The 18993-nt window shown below is 63.1% G+C and carries 19 protein-coding genes and 4 tRNA genes; 8 read left to right on the top strand and 15 right to left on the bottom strand.

Annotation, left to right across the window (positions count from 1 at the left end; all coding sequences use genetic code 11):
* Positions 1-52 precede the first annotated feature (52 nt).
* The 6 genes from JAB1_RS13865 to JAB1_RS13840 form a co-directional block, all read right to left on the bottom strand.
* Positions 53-928 (bottom strand): PHB depolymerase family esterase, encoded by an 876-nt coding sequence (locus tag JAB1_RS13865; protein ID WP_070280304.1) that lies wholly within the window; start codon positions 926-928, stop codon positions 53-55.
* Positions 929-1004: 76 nt separating this feature from the next.
* Entirely contained in the window at positions 1005-2228 is a 1224-nt protein-coding gene (locus JAB1_RS13860) for a HAMP domain-containing sensor histidine kinase (RefSeq protein ID WP_070280303.1), read from the bottom strand.
* A complete protein-coding gene (locus JAB1_RS13855) occupies positions 2225-2935 on the bottom strand; it encodes a response regulator transcription factor (RefSeq protein ID WP_070280302.1) in 711 nt (236 codons plus the stop codon). The genes JAB1_RS13860 and JAB1_RS13855 overlap by 4 nt, the downstream gene beginning before the upstream one ends.
* Entirely contained in the window at positions 2932-3471 is a 540-nt protein-coding gene (locus JAB1_RS13850) for a GNAT family N-acetyltransferase (RefSeq protein ID WP_070280301.1), read from the bottom strand. The genes JAB1_RS13855 and JAB1_RS13850 overlap by 4 nt, the downstream gene beginning before the upstream one ends.
* Before the next feature lie 15 nt (positions 3472-3486).
* Positions 3487-3834, bottom strand: a complete 348-nt coding sequence (locus JAB1_RS13845) for an SMI1/KNR4 family protein (RefSeq protein ID WP_167468683.1) — start codon at positions 3832-3834, stop codon at positions 3487-3489.
* Positions 3831-4394 (bottom strand): GNAT family N-acetyltransferase, encoded by a 564-nt coding sequence (locus JAB1_RS13840; RefSeq protein ID WP_070280300.1) that lies wholly within the window; start codon positions 4392-4394, stop codon positions 3831-3833. The genes JAB1_RS13845 and JAB1_RS13840 overlap by 4 nt, the downstream gene beginning before the upstream one ends.
* 179 nt (positions 4395-4573) lie before the next feature.
* Here JAB1_RS13840 and JAB1_RS13835 point away from each other — a divergent pair, with 179 nt between their 5' ends.
* The 3 genes from JAB1_RS13835 (at position 4574) to JAB1_RS13825 (ending at position 6736) form a co-directional block, all read left to right on the top strand.
* On the top strand, positions 4574-5341 hold the full coding sequence (locus JAB1_RS13835) for a CPBP family intramembrane glutamic endopeptidase (RefSeq protein WP_083299726.1): 768 nt from the start codon (positions 4574-4576) through the stop codon (positions 5339-5341).
* A gap of 41 nt (positions 5342-5382) precedes the next feature.
* The gene (locus tag JAB1_RS29255) at positions 5383-6036 is read left to right on the top strand and encodes a hypothetical protein (protein ID WP_083299725.1); all 654 of its coding nucleotides are present in this window, start codon (positions 5383-5385) and stop codon (positions 6034-6036) included.
* 193 nt (positions 6037-6229) lie between these two features.
* On the top strand, positions 6230-6736 hold the full coding sequence (locus JAB1_RS13825; protein WP_070280298.1) for an ATP-binding protein: 507 nt from the start codon (positions 6230-6232) through the stop codon (positions 6734-6736).
* Here the strand turns inward: JAB1_RS13825 and JAB1_RS13820 are convergent.
* Together JAB1_RS13820 and JAB1_RS13815 are read right to left on the bottom strand one after the other, a co-directional pair.
* A complete protein-coding gene (locus tag JAB1_RS13820) occupies positions 6733-7878 on the bottom strand; it encodes an alpha-hydroxy acid oxidase (protein WP_070280297.1) in 1146 nt (381 codons plus the stop codon). The genes JAB1_RS13825 and JAB1_RS13820 overlap by 4 nt on opposite strands.
* Positions 7879-7972: 94 nt before the next feature.
* Entirely contained in the window at positions 7973-8932 is a 960-nt protein-coding gene (locus JAB1_RS13815) for a phytanoyl-CoA dioxygenase family protein (protein ID WP_070280296.1), read from the bottom strand.
* Between the two features lie 115 nt (positions 8933-9047).
* Here JAB1_RS13815 and JAB1_RS13810 point away from each other — a divergent pair, with 115 nt between their 5' ends.
* Positions 9048-9920 (top strand): AraC family transcriptional regulator, encoded by an 873-nt coding sequence (locus tag JAB1_RS13810; RefSeq protein WP_070280295.1) that lies wholly within the window; start codon positions 9048-9050, stop codon positions 9918-9920.
* Positions 9921-9975: 55 nt separating this feature from the next.
* Here JAB1_RS13810 and JAB1_RS13805 read toward each other — a convergent pair.
* The 4 genes from JAB1_RS13805 to JAB1_RS13790 all read right to left on the bottom strand — a co-directional run bounded on the left by JAB1_RS13805 (position 9976) and on the right by JAB1_RS13790 (position 10603).
* Positions 9976-10052: transfer RNA gene (locus JAB1_RS13805), tRNA-Arg, on the bottom strand.
* Between the two features lie 160 nt (positions 10053-10212).
* Positions 10213-10289 (bottom strand) — tRNA-Arg (locus JAB1_RS13800).
* 78 nt (positions 10290-10367) lie between these two features.
* Positions 10368-10444, bottom strand: a tRNA-Arg gene (locus JAB1_RS13795).
* A gap of 82 nt (positions 10445-10526) precedes the next feature.
* Positions 10527-10603, bottom strand: a tRNA-Arg gene (locus tag JAB1_RS13790).
* Positions 10604-11030: 427 nt separating this feature from the next.
* On the opposite strand from JAB1_RS13790, the gene JAB1_RS13785 reads away from it, so the two are divergent.
* The gene (locus JAB1_RS13785) at positions 11031-13514 is read left to right on the top strand and encodes an ATP-binding protein (protein ID WP_070280294.1); all 2484 of its coding nucleotides are present in this window, start codon (positions 11031-11033) and stop codon (positions 13512-13514) included.
* A gap of 351 nt (positions 13515-13865) precedes the next feature.
* Positions 13866-14849 carry a diguanylate cyclase gene (locus JAB1_RS13780; protein WP_034783090.1) on the top strand — a complete coding sequence of 328 codons (984 nt, stop codon included), beginning with the start codon at positions 13866-13868 and terminating at the stop codon, positions 14847-14849.
* Positions 14850-14937: 88 nt separating this feature from the next.
* Here JAB1_RS13780 and JAB1_RS13775 read toward each other — a convergent pair whose 3' ends face one another.
* Positions 14938-15333, bottom strand: a complete 396-nt coding sequence (locus JAB1_RS13775; RefSeq protein WP_034783088.1) for a hypothetical protein — start codon at positions 15331-15333, stop codon at positions 14938-14940.
* Between the two features lie 309 nt (positions 15334-15642).
* On the opposite strand from JAB1_RS13775, the gene JAB1_RS13770 reads away from it, so the two are divergent.
* Complete coding sequence (locus tag JAB1_RS13770; protein ID WP_070280293.1) at positions 15643-16356, top strand: ATP-binding protein; 714 nt, start codon at positions 15643-15645, stop codon at positions 16354-16356.
* Positions 16357-16383: 27 nt separating this feature from the next.
* Here the strand turns inward: JAB1_RS13770 and JAB1_RS13765 are convergent, their stop codons facing one another.
* On the bottom strand, positions 16384-16983 hold the full coding sequence (locus JAB1_RS13765) for a hypothetical protein (protein WP_070280292.1): 600 nt from the start codon (positions 16981-16983) through the stop codon (positions 16384-16386).
* Between the two features lie 147 nt (positions 16984-17130).
* On the opposite strand from JAB1_RS13765, the gene JAB1_RS13760 reads away from it, so the two are divergent.
* Entirely contained in the window at positions 17131-17646 is a 516-nt protein-coding gene (locus JAB1_RS13760) for a DUF6265 family protein (RefSeq protein ID WP_071653355.1), read from the top strand.
* Between the two features lie 41 nt (positions 17647-17687).
* Here JAB1_RS13760 and JAB1_RS13755 read toward each other — a convergent pair whose 3' ends face one another.
* A complete protein-coding gene (locus JAB1_RS13755; protein ID WP_070280291.1) occupies positions 17688-18986 on the bottom strand; it encodes an NAD(P)/FAD-dependent oxidoreductase in 1299 nt (432 codons plus the stop codon).
* Positions 18987-18993 lie beyond the last annotated feature (7 nt).

Below are 18993 nucleotides of genomic sequence, written 5' to 3'. Positions count from 1 at the left end.
CCCTCAAGTTGCCGCATAGCACTGCAGCGATGGCCGCCATCCTAGCATGGCGTCAGCGGCGATGGCGGCTGAAAAAGTCCCACATGACTTCATTCGCATCGATGGCGCGCGTGGTCTTGCCGATGGGCAGGCCGATATTGAAGGCATCGGCGCCCGGCCAGGTGTGGCCGCCGTCCTTGATGGTGAGCAAAGCCACCTGCTGCGCGCCATTGCCCTGCGCTACATGCGTCACTTGCGTATCGTCACCTGCCACGGTGGGTAGCAGGCGCGCCGGTGGCGCGGCGCCTTCGATGCCGTTGTGCCTGCGCCAGTAATCGAACGTGCCTGCTGCCGACAGGTAGCTGGCAGCCTTGCCTTCATGCAGCACGACCTTGTCGGCCGTCCCCTGTATCAACAGCATGCCGACCTTGTCCGTCTTTTTATGCTGCTGCAGCACCGGTTCCGGCATCGGCGCCCCCACCGAGGCGACGGCGGCGAAGTGCTGCGGCAGCTCGGCCGCCAGGCGCAGGGCAAAGAAACCGCCACGCGACAAGCCCGTGGCATACACGCGCTTGTCATCGATGCGGTGAGTCTGCTTGAGCTTGGCCAGCATGGCTTGCGTAAAGCCGACATCATCCGTGCCCGCCAGGTAATCCATGCCGAATCCCACGTTCCAGTCCTGCTTGATACCTTGCGGGTACACAACGATGAACTGGTGCCGTTCGGCCGTCTTGTTCATCTGCGTATACAGCATCTGCTCGGCCATGCTCATGCCGCCGCCATGGAAATTGAAGACGACGGGAAAGGCTTGCTGCGGCGCACTGTCGTAGGCGGCGGGCGTATAGACGATGTAGCGGCGCTTGTCTTCCTTGTGCTGCAGCGATTGCACCTGCGCCAGCACTGGCGTACACAGACAGGACAGGACGAACAGGCTGATGGTGATTTTCATGGGCTTCCCTTCAAATAAAAGAGCAGCCAGCATAAGCAAGACGAGGTGAAATCGCGGTGAAATCCGGCGACTTCTTTTATTGCGCCTGGACGGGAAGGATGGCGACACGGTACTGCGTCGCGCCGGGGTGGAAAACAATGTCCCATTGCATGGCTTTTGCCAGGCGCAGCAGCAGGTTCTGGCCATGCGCGAAACCGTGGATGCGCCGTGGATGCCCCGCCTGCACGGTATTGACGATGTTCAGGCGGCCTTGCGCAAACACAATGCTGATGCGGCAGTCGGGGCCGCCATGGAACAGGGCATTCGCCAGGCAATTATTGATGAGCAACATGAGCAGTTGCGGGTTGCCAAGCACCTCCAGCCGCTCGGGCAAGTCCAGGGTCAGCAGGCTGGCATCCCAGCGATGTTCGTCGAGCAGGCGCAGCAGGCATTGCTCGATGCAGGCGCGCAACTCCACCACTACACCCGATAGCTGTTCCGCCCGGGCCAGCGCGAACAGCACGTCGATGGTGGCGCGCATCTCGTCCGTGGACTGCCGCAGCTGCGCCTGCTCTTGCCCGCTTAAGGGCTGCGCATTCGCCAGCGCCAGGGTGTTATGCATCAGGGTGAGCGGCGTGCGCAATTCATGGCTGACGTCGCGGGTGAATGCCTGTTCGCGCCGCAAGACCGACTGCAGTTCGGCAAAAGTGGTTTCCAGGCGGCGCGCCAGGAAACCGATCTCGTCGGGGCGGTCGCGCTCGCTGAAATGGACGGCACTGCCGGGCGCCAGCTGGCGCGCTTCCTGGGCCAGACGCTGCAAGGGCAGCACGAGACGCCGCGCAAGCCAGTATGCCAGCAGCAAGGCCAGGGCGATCAGCGCCAGCGCCACGCCAGCCACGACACCACCCACTTCCCGCGCCAGGCGCGACACCACCAGCACGGGTGCCACGTCGGCCAGCAGATAGCAGCGGGCCGCCTTGCCGCCGGCAAGGACATCGAGCGCCAAGACATGATAATGCTGGCCCGTCGTGGTAAACACTTCCCCGCGCGGGGCGGACGGCGGCACTTGCGCGCGCACCGCCTGAGGCAAGTCAAGGTAACTGCCATAAACCGTGATGAGGTCACTGCCGGAAGGCGTAAGCTTGCCGTGCTGCTGCCAGCGCATGCTGACGGCCGCCGCTTCGCGCTCGAGCAGGCGCTGTACCAGCATGTCTTCCGTCACGTAGGCGATCACCAGCGCCAGGCCCGTGTAGCACAGGCACAGCAAGACGGTGAAGCCGGCCAGGGCGGCGAACAGACGCTGCCGGATCGACTTGCTCATGAAAACGCCGCGGAATCGAAAGCAAGGCGGTAGCCCAGCTGCGGTATGGTCACCAGCATGCCCGCCGCGCCAGCCCCGCCAAGCAACTCCAGCTGCTTGCGCAGCGCATAGATGTGCGATTTGAGGGCGTCGCTGTCGGGTGGCTGACTGCCCCACAAGTGTTGCAGCAGCGCCGAGCGCGAGACGGCATGCGGATGTTCGCGGCACAGCAGCAGCAAGATTTTAAAACCCGTCTGCGTCAATGGCAGAGGTGCGTCGCCATACAGGGCGCGCCCTGCGCGCGTCTGCAAGGTGAATGGCCCCACGCGCATTTCCTGGTGCACGTGCAACTGCTGCCGGCGCGCCAGCGCTTCGCAGCGCAAAGCCACCTCGCGCAGGTCGAACGGCTTGGTCAGGTAATCGTCGGCGCCGTCGCGAAAACCGCGCGCCTTATCTTCATACGCGTCGCGCGCCGTCAGCATCAAAATCGGCACATTGCTGGGAGCGGCTGCCTTGATGGCGCGGCACACTTGCAAGCCATCCATGTCGGGCAAGTTCAGGTCCAGCAGCACCACGTCATAGCTGTTGCACGTGGCCAATTGCACCGCCAGCGCGCCCGTGCCCGCATGGTCCGTCTGCCAGCGCAAGCCGTCGAGAAAATCGAGCACCTGGCGCGCGATGGCCAGGTGGTCTTCCACCAGCAGGATACTCAAGGGTAGCTTGTTCATCGCACGCCGGCAATGCGCGCATACAGCCAGAAATTGCCGGATCTTCCGCGAACTTGCCGGTAACAGCGCAGATAGCCCTCCCGCTCGAAAGCGCAGCGTTCGAGCACGCGGACCGAACGTTCATTGCTTTCCAGCACAGTGGCCTGGATGCGCAGAAAGCCAAGGCGCAGGAAGCCCCAGTCCACGACAGCGTTCACGACGGACGTGGCCACGCCCTGCCCCCATACAGTTGGGGCCAGGTCGTAGGCGATCTCCGCCGTGCGGTGCTGCGGAGAAATGGCGTTGAAGCCGATCGTGCCCACCAGCCGGCCACCCTCGCGCAGCACGACAGCCAGCCGTATGGACGAAGACGGTTCTGCCGATGCGTAGTCATCGAAATTGGCCTGCAGATCGTCGACGCAACGCAAGTTCCAGCTCGTGTGCTCCACGACGGCAGGGTCGGCCAGGTAGGCATACCAGGCGGGCGCGTCGCTACGTTCCAGCGGGCGCAAGGTCACCAGCGGGTGGCCTGAAGCTGGTAAATCAGCAGCTTTCATCGCCTTGCATCCTTTTTAGTCAAGCGGGCAATCGGCGGCCAGCCAGGACACGAAATCATCGGCGGCCAGCTCGAAATCATCGCGCTGCATCGAGCCATGCCCCACCAGGTAGACGGCGCGCTCAGCGCCATCGAGCGCCAGCATGACGGCGCGTCCGCCGCTGTCATCGCCGATGGTCATGTAGCCAGGACAGGATTGCTGCGTGTCATAAGTTTCGTTGCGTTCCCGCAAGCTTTCCACGCCGTACAGCAATACCTGCTCGCCGCGCAAGCCTTCTTGCCCGTCCTGCAGAAAGCGCAGGTAGTGCGCCGGCAAGGCGTGGCCCAGCCAGTGCTGGAACGCGTCGATAGCTTGCCCGCTCACGCGGCGCCCTTGCGCCGCGCTTCCCACTCACGGCGCAGCAAGCCGTACAGGGCCGAATCGCTGACCTGGCCTCCGACGATCCAGCGTTCGGGCAGAAAACCTTCCTTGTTGAAACCCTGGCGTTCCAGGGCGCTGGCCGAACCGGCGTTGTGCGGGTCGATGTCGGCTTCCAGGCGGTTCAGGTCGCGCTCGACAAACGCATACTCGATCAGCGCCGACAGCGCTTCGTGCATATAACCGTTGCCCCAGTACGGACGGCCCAGCGCGTAGCCGATCTCGGCGCGGCGGTTCTGGCGGTGCTCGGAAAACAGGCTGCAGCTGCCCAGGTATTCGCCCGTCGCCTTCAGCTCGACGGCGAAGCGGAAAAATTCCTCTTTCTCGAAAGCGGCGATGTCCTCGGCAATCTGGCGCGCGGCGCGGCTGGCATCGGTCCATGGTGGTTCGCTGAAATAGCGCATCACTTCGGGGTCGGAATGCATGGCGAATTGCGCCGCCTCATCCGATGGTTGCGGCTTGCGCAGGATCAATCGTTCAGTGGTGATGGTCTTGCTGTAGGTCATGGCGCTCCAGTCTGGCGGCAAACGGACGAATGCTTATTATTCCATGCAACTATAACGATGTGGCAATTTTGTCCGCCTGCTTTTAATGTAGTATGGCAATATTTCCACCATATCATTGATGCAACTTCATGATTCGCCCATGTACGCAGTAACCGACGCGGCCAACGCCGAAGCCAACCATGCCCTTCCCTAGAATCGCCCTCACCATGCCCGTCACCCTCATCGCACTGGCCATCTGGCTGGGCTTGAGCCTGGGCGGCCGCTGGCTGGAAGCGGCCGGCTACGCCTTGCCGGGCGCCGCCGTCACCGGCCGCATCGGCCTGTCGTGGGCGCTGGCCGCCCTGTTCGCGCTGGCGCTGCTGCTGGCCTCAAGCCGGCGCCGCGCGGCGGGCCTATGCGCGCCGCAGCCATGGAAAACGCTGTGGCTCGTCTGGCCGCCCCTGCTGTATGCGCTGCTGATGCTGTTGCTGGCCTGGGCCGGCGGCTGGCCGCAGCCGCGCGTGCTGCTGATCGTCGCTTGCAATGCGGCGCTGGTGGCCGTCTCGGAAGAGCTGATGTTCCGCGCCATCTTGCTGCAAGGCATGCTGGAGCGCTACGCCGTCTGGCCGGCCGTCCTGATGTCATCGGCACTGTTCGGCCTGGCCCACACGGCCAACGGCCTGGCCACGGGCGACGTCAGCGGCGCCCTGTGGCAAGCCGTGGCCGCCACCCTGCAGGGCGTCGGCTACGCGGCCATCCGCCTGCGCACCCGCTCCATCTGGCCCATGGTGCTCGTGCATGGCTTGTGGGACTACGCGCTGGTGACGGCCACCTTGCCCAACCCGGCCGAAGACGGCGCATCGATCCTGCCATATATCGCCCTGCTGGCCGTGCTGCCCCTGTGCCTGTACGGCGTCTACCTGCTGCGTCCCAGCCAGCGCGCCCCCATGTCGCAACTGCAACTATAATATTGCAACAAGATTTACCATCCCTATGTTGAGGAGTGTGCATGGCGTTTTTTTCCCGTGATTACGAAGTATTCCTGCTGCTGGCCGCGCCCGATGCGCCGCCGCTGTGGGATGCGGCGCAATGGATGCCGTTTGCCGCCAGCCTCGACGGGCTCATGGCGCAGGCAAGCGCGAGGGGCAAGCCCGGCGTGCGCAGCCATCAATACAATCCCAAGGGCAAGTCAATTCCCTATGGCCGCCTGGGCTGGGACGACAAATCGCACGCCAAGTGGACGCACACGCCGGAAACACGCGACGCCCGCTTCATGAGCCTGGAAGCATGGGCGCCCACCTGGACCATTTGCGAAAAGGACGACCAGGCGCCCGATGTGTTCCTCGCCCTGGCCAACGAATCGCTGCTGGGACGAGCAGGCAAGCCCTTGCAATTTGGCCAGCGCCTGGTGTGCGCCATCGCCACGGACATGGGGCCGGAAGCGAGCGCCACCTTGCGGCACGCCTTGACGCAGTTGGCGGCGCAGCAAGACGCCGTCGTCTTCGCCTGCACGCAACGCCAGTGGGGCCGCGCCGCGTACGGCGGTTTCACGGGCGCCATCCAGGATATGCTGATCGGCGGCCTGTTCCAGCCCGACGACCCGCATGCGCGGCCGCTCGATGCGGCCACGTTCCGCGAGCCATGGACGCGCATCGGCAATTGACAGCGCCAGCCATTCCATGGCATCGTTGCGCCATGCAATCGCCATTTCCTCCCCTGCCATCGATTATTGCCGCCATTCCAACGATGGTGGCTTAGCAGGACAGTGATTGCCAAAGCCGCCTGAAAGGCGGCTTTGATTTGCAGCAACTGGTCAAAACGTCTCGCAGGCTTTATGTCTTTTTTAGCGAGCGACCATGCAAGCCACTCCCCGCACCAGCGTTACCCCCACCCTGCACCTCGTGTGCGGCAAAATTGCCTCGGGCAAATCCACCCTGACCGCCCGGCTGGCCAGCGCGCCACACACCGTGCGCATCAGCGAAGACAGCTTGCTGGCGCAGCTGTATCCGGGCCAGATCGCCAGCCTGGCCGACTACGCGGCTTGCGCTGCGCGGCTGCGCGCGGCCATCGCCCCTTTGGCCCTGCAGATGCTGCAGGCGGGCGTGTCCGTCGTGCTCGATTTCCCCGCGAATACGCCCGCCAGCCGTGCCTGGATGCGCGAACTGTTCCAGCAGGCGGGCACGCCGCACGTGCTGCATTACCTGGACGTGCCGGACGAAGAATGCAAGGCGCGCTTGCGCCAGCGCAATGCCAGCGGACTGCACCCGTTCTCCACCAGCGACGCGCAATTTGATGACATCACGCGCCACTTCGTGCCGCCCCAAGCGTCGGAAGGCTTTGATATTGTGCGGATTACCGCTTAAAACGTGCCCGGCAGCAGGATCTTTTTATCCACGTGCTGCAGGTCGCGCAAGCCGCAAAAGGCCATCGTCAAGTCCAGCTCGTTGCGGATGATGTCCAGGCATTTGGTGACGCCAGGACCGCCCATGGCGCCCAGGCCGTACAGGAAGGGGCGGCCGATGTACACGCCTTTCGCGCCCAGGGCCACGGCCTTGAGCACGTCCTGGCCCGAGCGGATGCCGCCGTCCATGTGCACTTCGATCTGGCTGCCGACGGCGTCGACGATGGCGGGCAAGGCTTCGATCGACGATTGCGCGCCATCGAGCTGGCGCCCGCCGTGGTTCGAGACGATCAGCGCGTCGGCGCCGCTTGCCACGGCCAGGCGCGCGTCTTCCGGGTCCATGATGCCCTTGATGATCAATTTCCCGCCCCAGCGCTGCTTGATCCATTCCACGTCCGCCCACGACAGGCTCAGGTCGAACTGCTGCTGCGTCCAGGCCGACAGGGACGACATGTCCGACACGGATGTGGCATGGCCGACGATATTGCCGAAGCCGCGCCGCTTCGTGCCCAGCATGCCCGCCACCCAGCGCGGCTTGGTGGCCATGTTGATGATGTTGGGAATCGTCAACTTCGGTGGCGCCGACAGGCCGTTGCGCAAGTCCTTGTGGCGCTGCCCCAGCACCTGCAAATCGAGCGTCAATACCAGCGCGCCGCATTTGGCCGCCTTGGCGCGGTCGATCAGGCGGTTGATGAATTCGCGGTCCTTCATCACATACAGCTGGAACCAGAACGGTTTCGTCGTGTTCGCCGCCACATCCTCGATCGAGCAGATGCTCATGGTCGACAGCGTGAACGGCACGCCGAAACGCTCGGCCGCCTGGGCCGCGAGGATTTCGCCATCCGCATGCTGCATGCCCGTCAAGCCCGTGGGCGACAGGGCTACCGGCATCGATACGTGCTGCCCCACCATGGTCGAAGCCAGGCTGCGGTTTTCCAGGTTGACGGCCACGCGCTGGCGGAATTTGATCTTCGCGAAATCGCTGTTGTTGGCGCGGTACGTCGACTCCGTCCAGGAGCCGGAATCGGCGTAGTCGTAAAACATGCGCGGCACCCGTTTCTGGGCCAGCACGCGCAAGTCTTCGATGCAGGTGATGATACTCATGCGTTTCCTCGGTCGATGACAAGTCGAACCATGATCGTGCATTTGCCTGCAATTGTCTATCCGGCAGGCAATGCCACCGGCCCCCGCGCCACACTTACCAGTCGCGCGCGCCGAGGATCTGCTCGCCCAGCGCCGTCAACCGTGCCTGCGGATAACGCAGCTTTTCCTTTTCCTCGGGGTCGCCGGGAAACGCATAGCCCCGCGGCGCGCTGCGCTCGCGCCAGCTTTGCACGCGCCAGTCGCGCAAGGCTTGATTGTCTTCCTGCGCTGGCGTGAAGGAAATATATTGCGCCAGGCGCACCTGGTCCGCCGATGTGTTCGGGCGGATGCCGTGCGCCAGCAAGCTGTTGAAGATCAGCAGCTCTCCTTTCTTCATGGCGATGAATTCCATCGGGTACGGCACCGTCGCCAGGTCCGGCTGCCACGGGTTGCGATCGAGCGGCACCGTCTTGCGCCACGCCAGCAAGTTGTTGAACAATTCTGGATAACACTGGAAACCGCCGCTCTCGGGCGAGGTATCGGACAGGGCCAGCACGCCTTGAACGTTGACGGGCAGCGGGTCGAGCGTGGTGTCGGCATCCCAGTGGATGAAGCCGCCAAACTTGCGCTTACCGTTGTTCGGCGTGTTCAGGTTGGCGCGGTCGATGGTCACCCACAAATCCTGACGGTCCCAGATGTCGACAAAGGCGTCGTACACGCGCTGGGTCTGGCGGTTATCCCACAGGGTCTGGTTGTGGTAGGCCTCGACCATGCCGGAACCGTTGAGCTCTTTCATGGCGTGGTCGCGCAGCTGGTCCCGGTTCCAGGTGGCGGGGTCATGCTGGTCGAGTCCCTGGAATTCCCACAGGAAATCGGTTGTGCGGCGCACCTGTTCCGGCGGCACGGCATGCTTGACGATGACGTAACCGTAGGTTTGCCAGTGCAAAAAGTCGCTGTCGGACAGCACGCGCAGCGGCAGCTGTTTCTGGATGTCGCGCAACTGGGTTTGTTCCGTGTAGGCCACGGACGGGTTGCCGGGACGGTCTTCGCCGTATTGATATCGGTCTTCTTGCATCGCTGTCTCCTGTGTTGGTGTGAGACAGATTGTGCTTCGGCAGTGCCGTGTAAAATGGGTGCGCAGCAACCAATACTGATACTATCCTGACTATCGACTACCTTAAAACGTCACGATGACGCCTTTATTCGAACAAGTCACGATCCCGACGGGCCACTCCTGGGGCTTGCTGTGGCGCGAACTCGATGCCATTCCCTTCATCTGGCACTACCACCCGCAGTTCGAGCTGACCTTGACGGTCAATGCGCGGGGGCAACGCTACATCGGCGACCACCTGGGCGATTTCGAGCCGGGTGACCTGGTGCTGCTGGGGCCGAATTTACCGCACACGTGGTCGGCCAGCGAACGCATCGACGGCACGCAGCCCATGCTGGCCGTCGTCGTATGGTTTTCCCTCGAATGGGTGGAGCAACTGGCGGCCTGTTTTCCGGAGTTGCACAGCGTCCGGCAACTGGCGCGCCGCGCCGGCCCTGCCCTGCATTTTTCGCCGGCAACGAGCGCGCGCAACGCATCCAGACTGCTGCAATTGAATGCGCTGCCCGTACCGCAGCGCTTGCCGCTGCTGCTCGACGTGCTGCTGGATCTGGCGGGCGATGGCAGTGCGCAGCCGCTGGCGTCAACAGCGCAGGCGCCGATGCCCGATGGACAGCAAAAGCGCATGGAAATCGTGTTTGACTTCATGCACGCGCATTTTCGGGAAGAGATTGCACTGGAAACGCTGGCGCAGCGGGCGGCCCTGTCGCTGGGCGCCTTTCACCGCTGTTTCAAGCGCCACGCGCATTGCACGCCGGGCGAATACCTGGCGCGGCTGCGTATCGGCCGCGCCTGCCAACAGCTGATCGAAAGCAATCTCGCCATCGCCGTCATCGCGCAAGAGGCTGGCTACCGCAACCTCGCGCATTTCAACCGCCAGTTCCGCGCCGCCAGGCAAGTCACGCCGCGCGCGTTTCGCCGGCAATACCGGCGTGGCGCCACTGGCGCAGCGTAAATCCATTCAGAAACGAAAAAGGGGATCAGATTTTACAATCTGACCCCCAATATTCTGGTGCGGCTGGCAGGAATTGAACCCACGACCCCTTGGTTCGTAGCCAAGTACTCTATCCAGCTGAGCTACAGCCGCCTAAGACAAGATTATAGCAGGGCTTTGCAGAATGGCAAAGGGCGCCGTGCGGATATTTCACAATTGCCCAGGCCGCCAACATGCACCCTGCCCGCGTCCCGTCAGGACGAAAAAAAACCCGGAAAGCGAACTTTCCGGGTTTTTTCACTACTGCAAATACTGGTGCGGCTGGCAGGAATTGAACCCACGACCCCTTGGTTCGTAGCCAAGTACTCTATCCAGCTGAGCTACAGCCGCAAACTCTGACACACTTCGCCGGACGGCGCGAAGCTTGAAACTTTCATCAACATGAAGCGAACTCCATCTTGGCAATACTGGTGCGGCTGGCAGGAATTGAACCCACGACCCCTTGGTTCGTAGCCAAGTACTCTATCCAGCTGAGCTACAGCCGCAAAACTTCTACAACATTCCATCGACAGCATGGAGGTGAAACTTGTTACAACAAAACCAGGCAAAGTCTGATTTTCAGTATTCTGGTGCGGCTGGCAGGAATTGAACCCACGACCCCTTGGTTCGTAGCCAAGTACTCTATCCAGCTGAGCTACAGCCGCGCAGGCAAACATTATAGCGTATTCATTTCGCTTTGAAAAGTTCGATTTTTCAATCGCTTAGCTGATTTTGCAGAATACCGCCCCGCATGATCGACTACCTTTTCACTGCCAAAAAGCTCACGCCTTTTTATCGATGGACACTTCTGCTTTCACAGGAGCCTCCAGCGAATCGAGAAGTTGCTGTCTCGAAAGAAGCGGGATTATAGGGACTGCTTTCCAGCCTGTCCAGTGCTATCTGCAGGCGGCGCGCAAGCGTGCGGTGGCGGCGCGGCGCTTGGGGCTACAATACCAGTCAGACAGGGGCGCTTGTGCCTCCCCTAATTCATGACGGCGGGCAATTCCATCATGCTCCATTTAACTGAGCTTAGCGGCGGCGGCCCGGCGGGGCAAGCGCCCGTGCGGCAGACTCACTGTTGCAGGATTTCCGATGGCCAAGCATGACCGCGAGCAAGATCTGCTTCCCCCATCAGCGCCGCTGAGCCTATCCGACGAGCGGCTGGCCAACCTGCTGGAGGGCATCACCGATGGCTTTTGCCTGCTCGACCGCGACTGGCGCATCCGCTATATCAATACGCGCGGCACCGACATGCTGGCGCCGCAGCGTCCGCCTGGCGCCAGCCTGGCCGGCAGCAGCCTGTGGCAAGCCTGCCCGGAACTGCTGGGCACGGAACTCGAAACGCAGTATCGGCGCGCCATGGCGCAACAGCACGGCGGCAGCTTCGAACTGCTGTACACGCCGCTGGGGCGCTGGCTGGAAGTGCGCATCTTCCCTTCCAGCGATGGCTTGACCACGTATATCCAGGACATCAGCCAGCGCAAGGCCAGCGAAGAAAGCTTGCGCCACAGCGAGGAAGACTTGCGCGCGCTGGCCAATTCCATCCCGCAACTGGCCTGGATCGCCGGCTTCGATGGCACCATTGCGTGGTACAACCAGCGCTGGCACGACTATACGGGCACCAGCGCCGAACAGATGGCGGGCGATGGCTGGAGCATCGCCTATCACGCGCAGCACCTGCCGCCCATGCTGCATGCCTGGAAGGCCGCCTTGCGCGATGGCACGCCCTTCGAAATGGAGTTCCCCATCCGCGGTGCCGACGGCCAGTTCCGCTGGTTCCTGACGCGCGCCAATCCCGTACGCGACCGGGGCGGCCAGCTGCTGCGCTGGTTTGGCACGAGCACCGATGTCGACCAGGTCAAGCGCGCGCAGGAAGCCCTGCGCGATGAAACGCGCGTACTGGAGTTGCTCAACAATACGGGCGCGGCCCTGGCCGGCACCCTGGACTTGCCGGCCCTGCTGCAGGAAACCGTCGATGCGGCCACGCGCATCAGCGGCGCGCACTTCGGTGCCTTGTATTATGACGATGCGGGCGAGCTCCACGACAGCGCCGCCCCACTGCCCGCGGCGCGCGCCGTCAACGGCATCAGCCTGTGCGAGGCCGATGCCATTGCCACGGAACTGCGCCAGGGACCAGCCATGCGCCAGAACGACTTGCTGGCCGCGCCCGACGCCAGCGCCGGCGGCGCGCCGCCGCTACGCAGCTGCCTGAGCCTGCCCGTCAGTTCGCGCTCGGGCCTGTTGCTGGGGCGCTTGCTGCTCGGTCATCCGCAGGCGGGCATGTTCAGTGCGCGCAGCGAACGCATCGTTTCGGCCATCGCGGCCCAGGCCGCCGTCGCGCTCGACAATACGCGCTTGTACGCGGCCGCCACGCGCGCCGCGGAAGAGCGCAAGGTGCTGCTCGACAGCGAACGCGAGGCGCGCGCCGAGGCCGAGCGCACGAACCAGCTGAAAGACGATTTTCTCACCACCCTGTCGCATGAGCTGCGCACGCCCTTGTCGGCCATCCTGGGCTGGGCCCAGGTGCTGCGGCGCGGCACGCGCGACGAGGCCGACCTGCACCGCGGCTTGCAAAGCATCGAACGCAATGCGCGCGCGCAGGCGCAGCTGATCGAAGACTTGCTCGACATGAGCCGCATCACCTCCGACAAGGTGCTGCTCGACCTGCAAACCATCGTGCCCGCCAGCATCATCGCCTCGGCCATCGAAACCCTGCGCCCGGCGGCCGACGCCAAGCACATCGCCATCCACAGCAATATCGCCAGCGATGCGGGCCGCATCACGGGTGACCCCAGCCGCATCCAGCAAGTGATCTGGAACCTGCTGTCGAATGCCTTGAAGTTCACGCCACAAGGAGGGCGGGTCGATATCGGCGTGCATCGCGAAGCGACCCGCCTGGCCATCACGGTGGCCGACAACGGCGTCGGCATCAAGAAAGATTTCCTGCCCCACGTATTCGACCGCTTCCGCCAGGCCGACGCCTCGACCACGCGCCGGCATGGCGGCCTGGGGCTGGGGCTGGCCATCGTCAAGCACCTGGTGGAGCAGCACGGCGGCACGGTCACCGTCAGCAGCGCCGGCGACATGCAGGGCGCCAGCTTTACCGTGCGCCTGCCCCTGGGGACGCCGGCCGTTGCCGCGCGCCAGGCGGGCAGCGCCCCGTCCGCCAGCCATGACTTGCGCGGTGTCACGGTGCTGCTGGTCGATGACGAAGCCGATGCGCGCGAGCTGACGGAGCGTATCTTGCGCGACAACAATGCCGAAGTGCACAGCGCCGGCAGCGTGGCGCAAGCGCTGCAACTGCTGGAGCAGGTGCGCCCGGATGTGCTGGTCAGCGACATCGGCATGCCCGATGCCGACGGTTTCGACTTGCTGGCGCAAGTCCGTGCGCACGCCTCCCCTGAGGCGGCCCGGCTGCCCGCGCTGGCCCTGACGGCGTTTGCGCAACCGCAGGATCGCCAGCGGGCGCTGGCCAGCGGCTTCCAGGACTGGGTGTCGAAACCGCTCGACCCGGCCGAACTGGTGGCGGCAGTGGCGCAACTGGCCGCGGCGCGCGTGACCGGCTCGCCGCCTTGAACAGCGCCGCCAGGGCGGCAAGATAGTCCGCAAAAAAGATGATGCAAAGAAATACATAGTGCAGAACAAAATAACTATTTTGTGGTTTAGCCTTCCTACTTTCAGACGCGGCACTGTCCTACAAGCAACTAAGCTGAAGTTTGCTACACTGAAATGCAGAAGCACACCTGCATGGCAGGCTGGAGACCGTCGACCTTGGCTGCCGTCATTGGCAGAAGCGAGTTCAAGCGCTGTTGTGCGCCCTATCTTGTTGCAAAGCGCTACTATCATCCGACCGCCGTCAGCCGCGCCGCCAGCCTATTCGCTGCGGTAGAGGCCAGTGTTGCATAGACCGTATAACCGAGACCCTACATGCCCAGCCAAGATGAGATTTTGAAAGCCAAAATTTTGGTCGTTGACGATTCACCCGACAATGTCGACCTGATGCTGGAAATCCTGCGCGATGCCGGCTACACCAATGTTACGGCAACCATGCGTCCGGCGCAGGTCTGCCCCCTGCACCAGGAGCATTGCTACGACCTGATCTTGCTGGATCTGCAGATGCCGGAACTCAATGGTTTCCAGGTCATGAAAGGCTTGAAGGAAATCGAACATGGCGGCTACCTGCCCGTGCTGGCCCTGACGGCGCAGCCGAGTTTCAAGATCGCCGCCCTGGAAGCAGGCGCGCGCGACTTCATCAGCAAGCCCTTCGACCTGATGGAAGTGCACAAACGCATCCACAACATGCTGGAAGTGCGCCTGCTGTACAAGGAACTGGCGCAATACAGCAAGCAGCAGCAGGAACTGGCGCTGCACGATCCGCTGACGGGTTTGCCGAACCGGCGCCTGCTGGAAGACCGCATCGAGCATACCTTGCAGCAATCTGCCCGCAGCCGCGGCAAGTCCGCCATCCTGTACCTGGACCTGGACGGCTTCAAGGCCATCAACGACAGCTACGGCCACGGCTATGGCGACGATATCCTGAAAATGGTGGCGGGCCGCCTGGTGGGCGCATCGCGCAAGGAAGACACGGTGGCGCGCATCGGCGGCGATGAATTCGTCATCGTGCTGGGCAACCTGGCCGGCAAGGGCGACGCGCGCGAACCGGCTGCCAAGCTGATCGAAGTCATTTCCGAGCCGTATTTCATCAACGACCTGACCCTGCGCCTGTCGACCAGCATCGGCATCGCCATCTACCCGGACGACGCCAGCACCGTCGAATCCCTGCTGGGCGCGGCCGACACGGCCCTGTATGAAGCCAAGCGCGCCGGCAAGAACCGCTTTTGCTGCACGCCGCACGAAGTGATCGCCTCGCAGGTCAACATGCAGAAAAGCAGCATCCCGTCGATCGCCTGAAGTTCCGATCGCCTGAAGTTCTTTACTGAGCGGCACGTAAAAAAACCGGCAAGCCTCACGGCCAGCCGTTTTTTTTGCTTTGGATGCTTTATTTCTTGCCAGCGCTCACTTCATGCTGGCCCGCATGCTGGTGATCCGTTTGCGCATTGACGGTTTCGGGCGGCACTTCGATGCGCGTGATGCCGGCATCGACGGAAATCGGGTCGCTGGCAGGGAACGTCATTTCCACGGCGTCATCGAGCAATTCTTCCTTGGCCCGCTCTTCGCCGCTCATGCCCTCCTCATCGGCCAGGATGGCCAGCGCGCTGGCCCATTTGACGAAATTGAGGTTGGACAGTTCGCGCACGGTGTTCACGCCAAACGCTTGCTGCAAGGCCTTGGCATCCTTCGCGCTGACGCCGCGCAGGGCGCTGATGGGCGCATTGACGATGTCGCGGAAGCTTTTGTCGAGGTATTCCTTGTCGACGATGGTATCGATATTCATGGCATGTCCTTTCGTTTCGGTAAGCGGGCCTGTATCGCGCCCTGCGCCGCGGGGCGGCTATGCTGCATGGGGATGCACAGCCCCACTATGGCAGCGCGCAGCGTCCCGGTATGTGCGCAGCCGTACGTAACGACGGGAACTTTGCCCGCTGGCGAAAGCGATAATATTGCCTATCATATAAAAATGATGGAAGGAGATCAAAATTGCCGAAAAGACAGAAATTTTCCATCCATGCGCCCCGCGATGAAATCCTCATGTATGATCCACAACTTGAATTTGGTCCTCACCTTTCACCATTCACGGGGCGCTATGTCCGCACAAACAGATCCGAACAAGGAAGCGGCCCAGGCCGATGCGGAACGCGCCGCCGACCTCAGCGAGTTGCTGGGTCATGTCAACACCAGCTGGGACAATGAACGGCGCGCCCTGTCGCGCCAGTTGCACGACAGCCTGGGCTCCTCGCTGACGGCACTGACCATGCACCTGTCGCTGCTGACGCAAAAGATGCCGCAGGAAGCGGCTCTGCTCGACCGCGCGGCGACGATGAAGCAATTGCTGCTGAATGTGATCGAGACCAACCGCCAGATGCAGATGAAGCTGTGGAACGACAAGCTCGAGTTTCTCGGCGTGAATGTGGCGCTGGGCGAACTGGCCGCGCAATTTGCCGAACAGCACAAGATCACCGTGCGCTGCAGCCTGCCCGAAGATGAACTGATTTGCCCGCGCAACGTGGGCGTGGCCCTGCTGCGCACCCTGGAAGAAGCGCTCGGCAACATCGCCGCGCACGCCCACGCCACGCAAGTGGATATCATCATCGACGACAATGAGGACGCGCTGATGATGACCGTCAAGGATGACGGCGTGGGGCTGCCGAAGAGCGAGCCCGTCGAAATGAGCAAGCACGGCCTGCGTTCCGTGCGCGAGCGCGTGCATTACCTGGGCGGCACCCTGAGCCTGACGGCCAATCCGCAAGGCGGCACGGCCCTGACCGTCGTCTTGCCGCGCATTACGCCAAAAGAATAATTTCCCGCAGCGGGCGCCGTGCCCGCCTCAACGGGGCAGCGGCATCCCCTCTTCCGGCAACAGCAGTTGCGCCCCCAGCACATCGCGGCGCGCGCCATGCCCGGCCAGGCTGGTGCGATCGCCTGCCAGCACCTGCAAGAAATGTCCAACACGCAACACATCCGTCAATTGCGCCGCCAGGGCGGCATCGGCCGGAGAACCCGCCTGCCGCCATCCCAGCGCCAGCAGGGTTTGCCAAACGTCGGGCAATGCCGTGCGCCAGCCGGTCGAGGCGAGGAAGACGCCGACCGGCTGCTCCAGCGCTGCACAGGCCCGCGCCAGCAAGTCCTCGCGCGCCAGTTCGCCGGGCCAGCCGTCAAGCTCGGCGCGCCACAGGGGAAACGTGGCCAACGGCGCCGGCAACGCATCCAGGCTGCTGATGAAGCGGGACTTGCCATAGCCATCCGTGCGGAAACGCGCGACCTGTCGCAGGCTTTCCCCCGCTTCCCCCTTCGCCCTGCAGGCCAGCAGCAGCTGGTAAAAATCGAGCTGCTCCGGGTCCAGGCCCAGGCTTTTCAGGCTGATGTAGCGCTCGTCGAACTGGCCCGGCCTGGCGGCGCCGCGCGGCTGCGTGGAAGTGTCGTGCATGATTGTCCTTGGCGTGATGGTGGTGACGGTCGGCATCTTTCCCGAGTATAAAGTGTTTGCCGTGTGCAGCCCAGCATCGGCTACACTGGTCAGGCACGCCACCGGCGTGCCCTAGTGACCGCTAACATCGCAACGACAGGAGATGGCATGCAACGACTCGCAACGACCTTGCTGGCAGCGCTGCTGGCCATGGGTGCCGCCCAGGCCGCCGACAACACCGTGCCGCCGCCGGAAACCGTGGACAAGCTGGCCTGGCTGGCCGGCTGCTGGAACGTCGATGGCGCCGAGCCCGGCTCCGGCGAACAATGGAGCACGGCCGCCGGCGGCACCATCCTCGGCACCAGCCGCACCGTCAAGGGCGGCAAGACGACAGCCTTTGAATTCGTGCAGATCCGCCTCACGGAACCGGGCCAGCTGGCCTACATCGTGCAGCCGTCGGGCCAGCCGCCCGTGATCTTCAATCTGCTGCGCCAGGACAAGCCGAATGAATTCATCTTCGCCAACCTGGACAATGACTTCCCGAGCCGCATCATCTACCGCCACGACAGCGAGCGCATCCTGCATGCCAGCATCACCGGCACCTTGAAGGGCAAGCTCACCACCATCGATTTCCCAATGACGCGGGGACGCTGCGAAGCGGCGCCCATCGCGCGCGGCAAATAAAAAGGGGCCGCAAGGCCCCTTTTTGATGGGATAGCAACGGCTTAGTGCAGCTTGACCTGTGGCGTGCTGCGCTTGATCAGGAAACGGCCCATGGCCATGACGGCCGTGCGCACGCTGCCCAGCACGGCATTGTGGTGCATCAGGTGCAGGCTGACATACATCATGCGCGCGACAAACCCTTCAACGAACCAGCTCAGGCCCTTCAGGGAACCCATCAGGGTGCCGACCGAGGTGGTGCGGCCAAATGACACGAGCGAACCGTAGTCCAGGTATTCGTACGGCTTCGTTTGCGGCGGCTTGCCCTTCGCTTGCAGCAGGAACGTTTTCAGCAGGTAATCGGCTTGCTGGTGGGCCGCCTGGGCGCGCGGCGGCACCAGCTTGCCATCGGGCCCCGTGCAGGCGGCGCAGTCGCCGAGCGCGAAAATATTCGCGTGGCCCTGCACATTGAGCATGCCCGTCACTTCCAGCTGGCCGGCGCGGTTGGTCGGCAGTCCCAGCGTGGACAGGAATTCCGGCGCGCGGATGCCGGCGGCCCACACGCAGATGTCGGCCGCATAGCTGGTGCCGCTGGCCACCGTCACCTTGTCGGCTTCGATCGTGGTGACGCGCGTGTCGGTCACCACCGTGATGCCATGTTTATACAGCAGTTTCGAGGCGGCGATGGACACGCGCTCGGGCAGCGGCGCGAGGATGCGCGGCGCCCCTTCGAGCAGGGTGATGCGCACATCCTTGATGGCATTGAGATTCTGGAAACCATATGCCGCATACACGCCGCTCGCTTCGCGCAATTCGGCCGCCAGTTCCACGCCCGTGGCGCCGCCGCCGATGATGACGATGTCGACACCGGGGTGGCCCGCGTCGCCCTGGCGCTGCTCGGCCATGGCCAGCAGTTTCAGCAGGGTCAACCGGAAACGTTCGGCATCTTCCGTGGCATTCAGGGAAATCGTGTTTTCCTGGGCGCCGGGCACGCCAAAGTAATTCGAGGTACTGCCCACGGCCAGCACCAGCTGGTCGTAGCTGACAGTTCGCTGCGGCAGCAGCTGCTCATCCTTGTCGGTGGCGATGGCGCCCACGGTGAGGCTGTTCGACGCGGCGTCGAGCCCGATCAACGGACCATAGACATAGGTAAAACCATTGTCATGCGCCAGCATCTGGTACGACAGGCCCTCTTGATGAATGTCCAGGGTACCGGCCGCCACTTCATGCAGCGAAGGCTTCCAGATATGGTACAGCCGGCTGTCGACCAGGGTGACCTGGCCGGCGCCGAGCTTGCGGCTGAGTTTGCAGGCCAGCTCCAGGCCGCCTGCTCCTCCCCCTACGATAACGATTTTACTGTGCAAAGATCCT

This window comes from Janthinobacterium sp. MP5059B (assembly GCF_001758645.1).
GTDB lineage: Bacteria > Pseudomonadota > Gammaproteobacteria > Burkholderiales > Burkholderiaceae_D > Janthinobacterium > Janthinobacterium lividum.
This window is presented reverse-complemented; position numbering and strand designations above follow the sequence as displayed.

Coding starts and splice junctions, on each gene's coding strand:
- JAB1_RS13815 (WP_070280296.1), bottom strand. CDS start 8,932: ATGCAAGAAGACCGATATCAATACGGCGAAGACCGTCCCGGCAACCCG.
- JAB1_RS13840 (WP_070280300.1), bottom strand. CDS start 4,394: ATGACCTACAGCAAGACCATCACCACTGAACGATTGATCCTGCGCAAG.
- JAB1_RS13835 (WP_083299726.1), top strand. CDS start 4,574: ATGCCCTTCCCTAGAATCGCCCTCACCATGCCCGTCACCCTCATCGCA.
- JAB1_RS13785 (WP_070280294.1), top strand. CDS start 11,031: ATGGCCAAGCATGACCGCGAGCAAGATCTGCTTCCCCCATCAGCGCCG.
- JAB1_RS13825 (WP_070280298.1), top strand. CDS start 6,230: ATGCAAGCCACTCCCCGCACCAGCGTTACCCCCACCCTGCACCTCGTG.
- JAB1_RS13850 (WP_070280301.1), bottom strand. CDS start 3,471: ATGAAAGCTGCTGATTTACCAGCTTCAGGCCACCCGCTGGTGACCTTG.
- JAB1_RS13855 (WP_070280302.1), bottom strand. CDS start 2,935: ATGAACAAGCTACCCTTGAGTATCCTGCTGGTGGAAGACCACCTGGCC.
- JAB1_RS13770 (WP_070280293.1), top strand. CDS start 15,643: ATGTCCGCACAAACAGATCCGAACAAGGAAGCGGCCCAGGCCGATGCG.
- JAB1_RS13820 (WP_070280297.1), bottom strand. CDS start 7,878: ATGAGTATCATCACCTGCATCGAAGACTTGCGCGTGCTGGCCCAGAAA.
- JAB1_RS29255 (WP_083299725.1), top strand. CDS start 5,383: ATGGCGTTTTTTTCCCGTGATTACGAAGTATTCCTGCTGCTGGCCGCG.
- JAB1_RS13765 (WP_070280292.1), bottom strand. CDS start 16,983: ATGCACGACACTTCCACGCAGCCGCGCGGCGCCGCCAGGCCGGGCCAG.
- JAB1_RS13810 (WP_070280295.1), top strand. CDS start 9,048: ATGACGCCTTTATTCGAACAAGTCACGATCCCGACGGGCCACTCCTGG.
- JAB1_RS13780 (WP_034783090.1), top strand. CDS start 13,866: ATGCCCAGCCAAGATGAGATTTTGAAAGCCAAAATTTTGGTCGTTGAC.
- JAB1_RS13865 (WP_070280304.1), bottom strand. CDS start 928: ATGAAAATCACCATCAGCCTGTTCGTCCTGTCCTGTCTGTGTACGCCA.
- JAB1_RS13775 (WP_034783088.1), bottom strand. CDS start 15,333: ATGAATATCGATACCATCGTCGACAAGGAATACCTCGACAAAAGCTTC.
- JAB1_RS13860 (WP_070280303.1), bottom strand. CDS start 2,228: ATGAGCAAGTCGATCCGGCAGCGTCTGTTCGCCGCCCTGGCCGGCTTC.
- JAB1_RS13760 (WP_071653355.1), top strand. CDS start 17,131: ATGCAACGACTCGCAACGACCTTGCTGGCAGCGCTGCTGGCCATGGGT.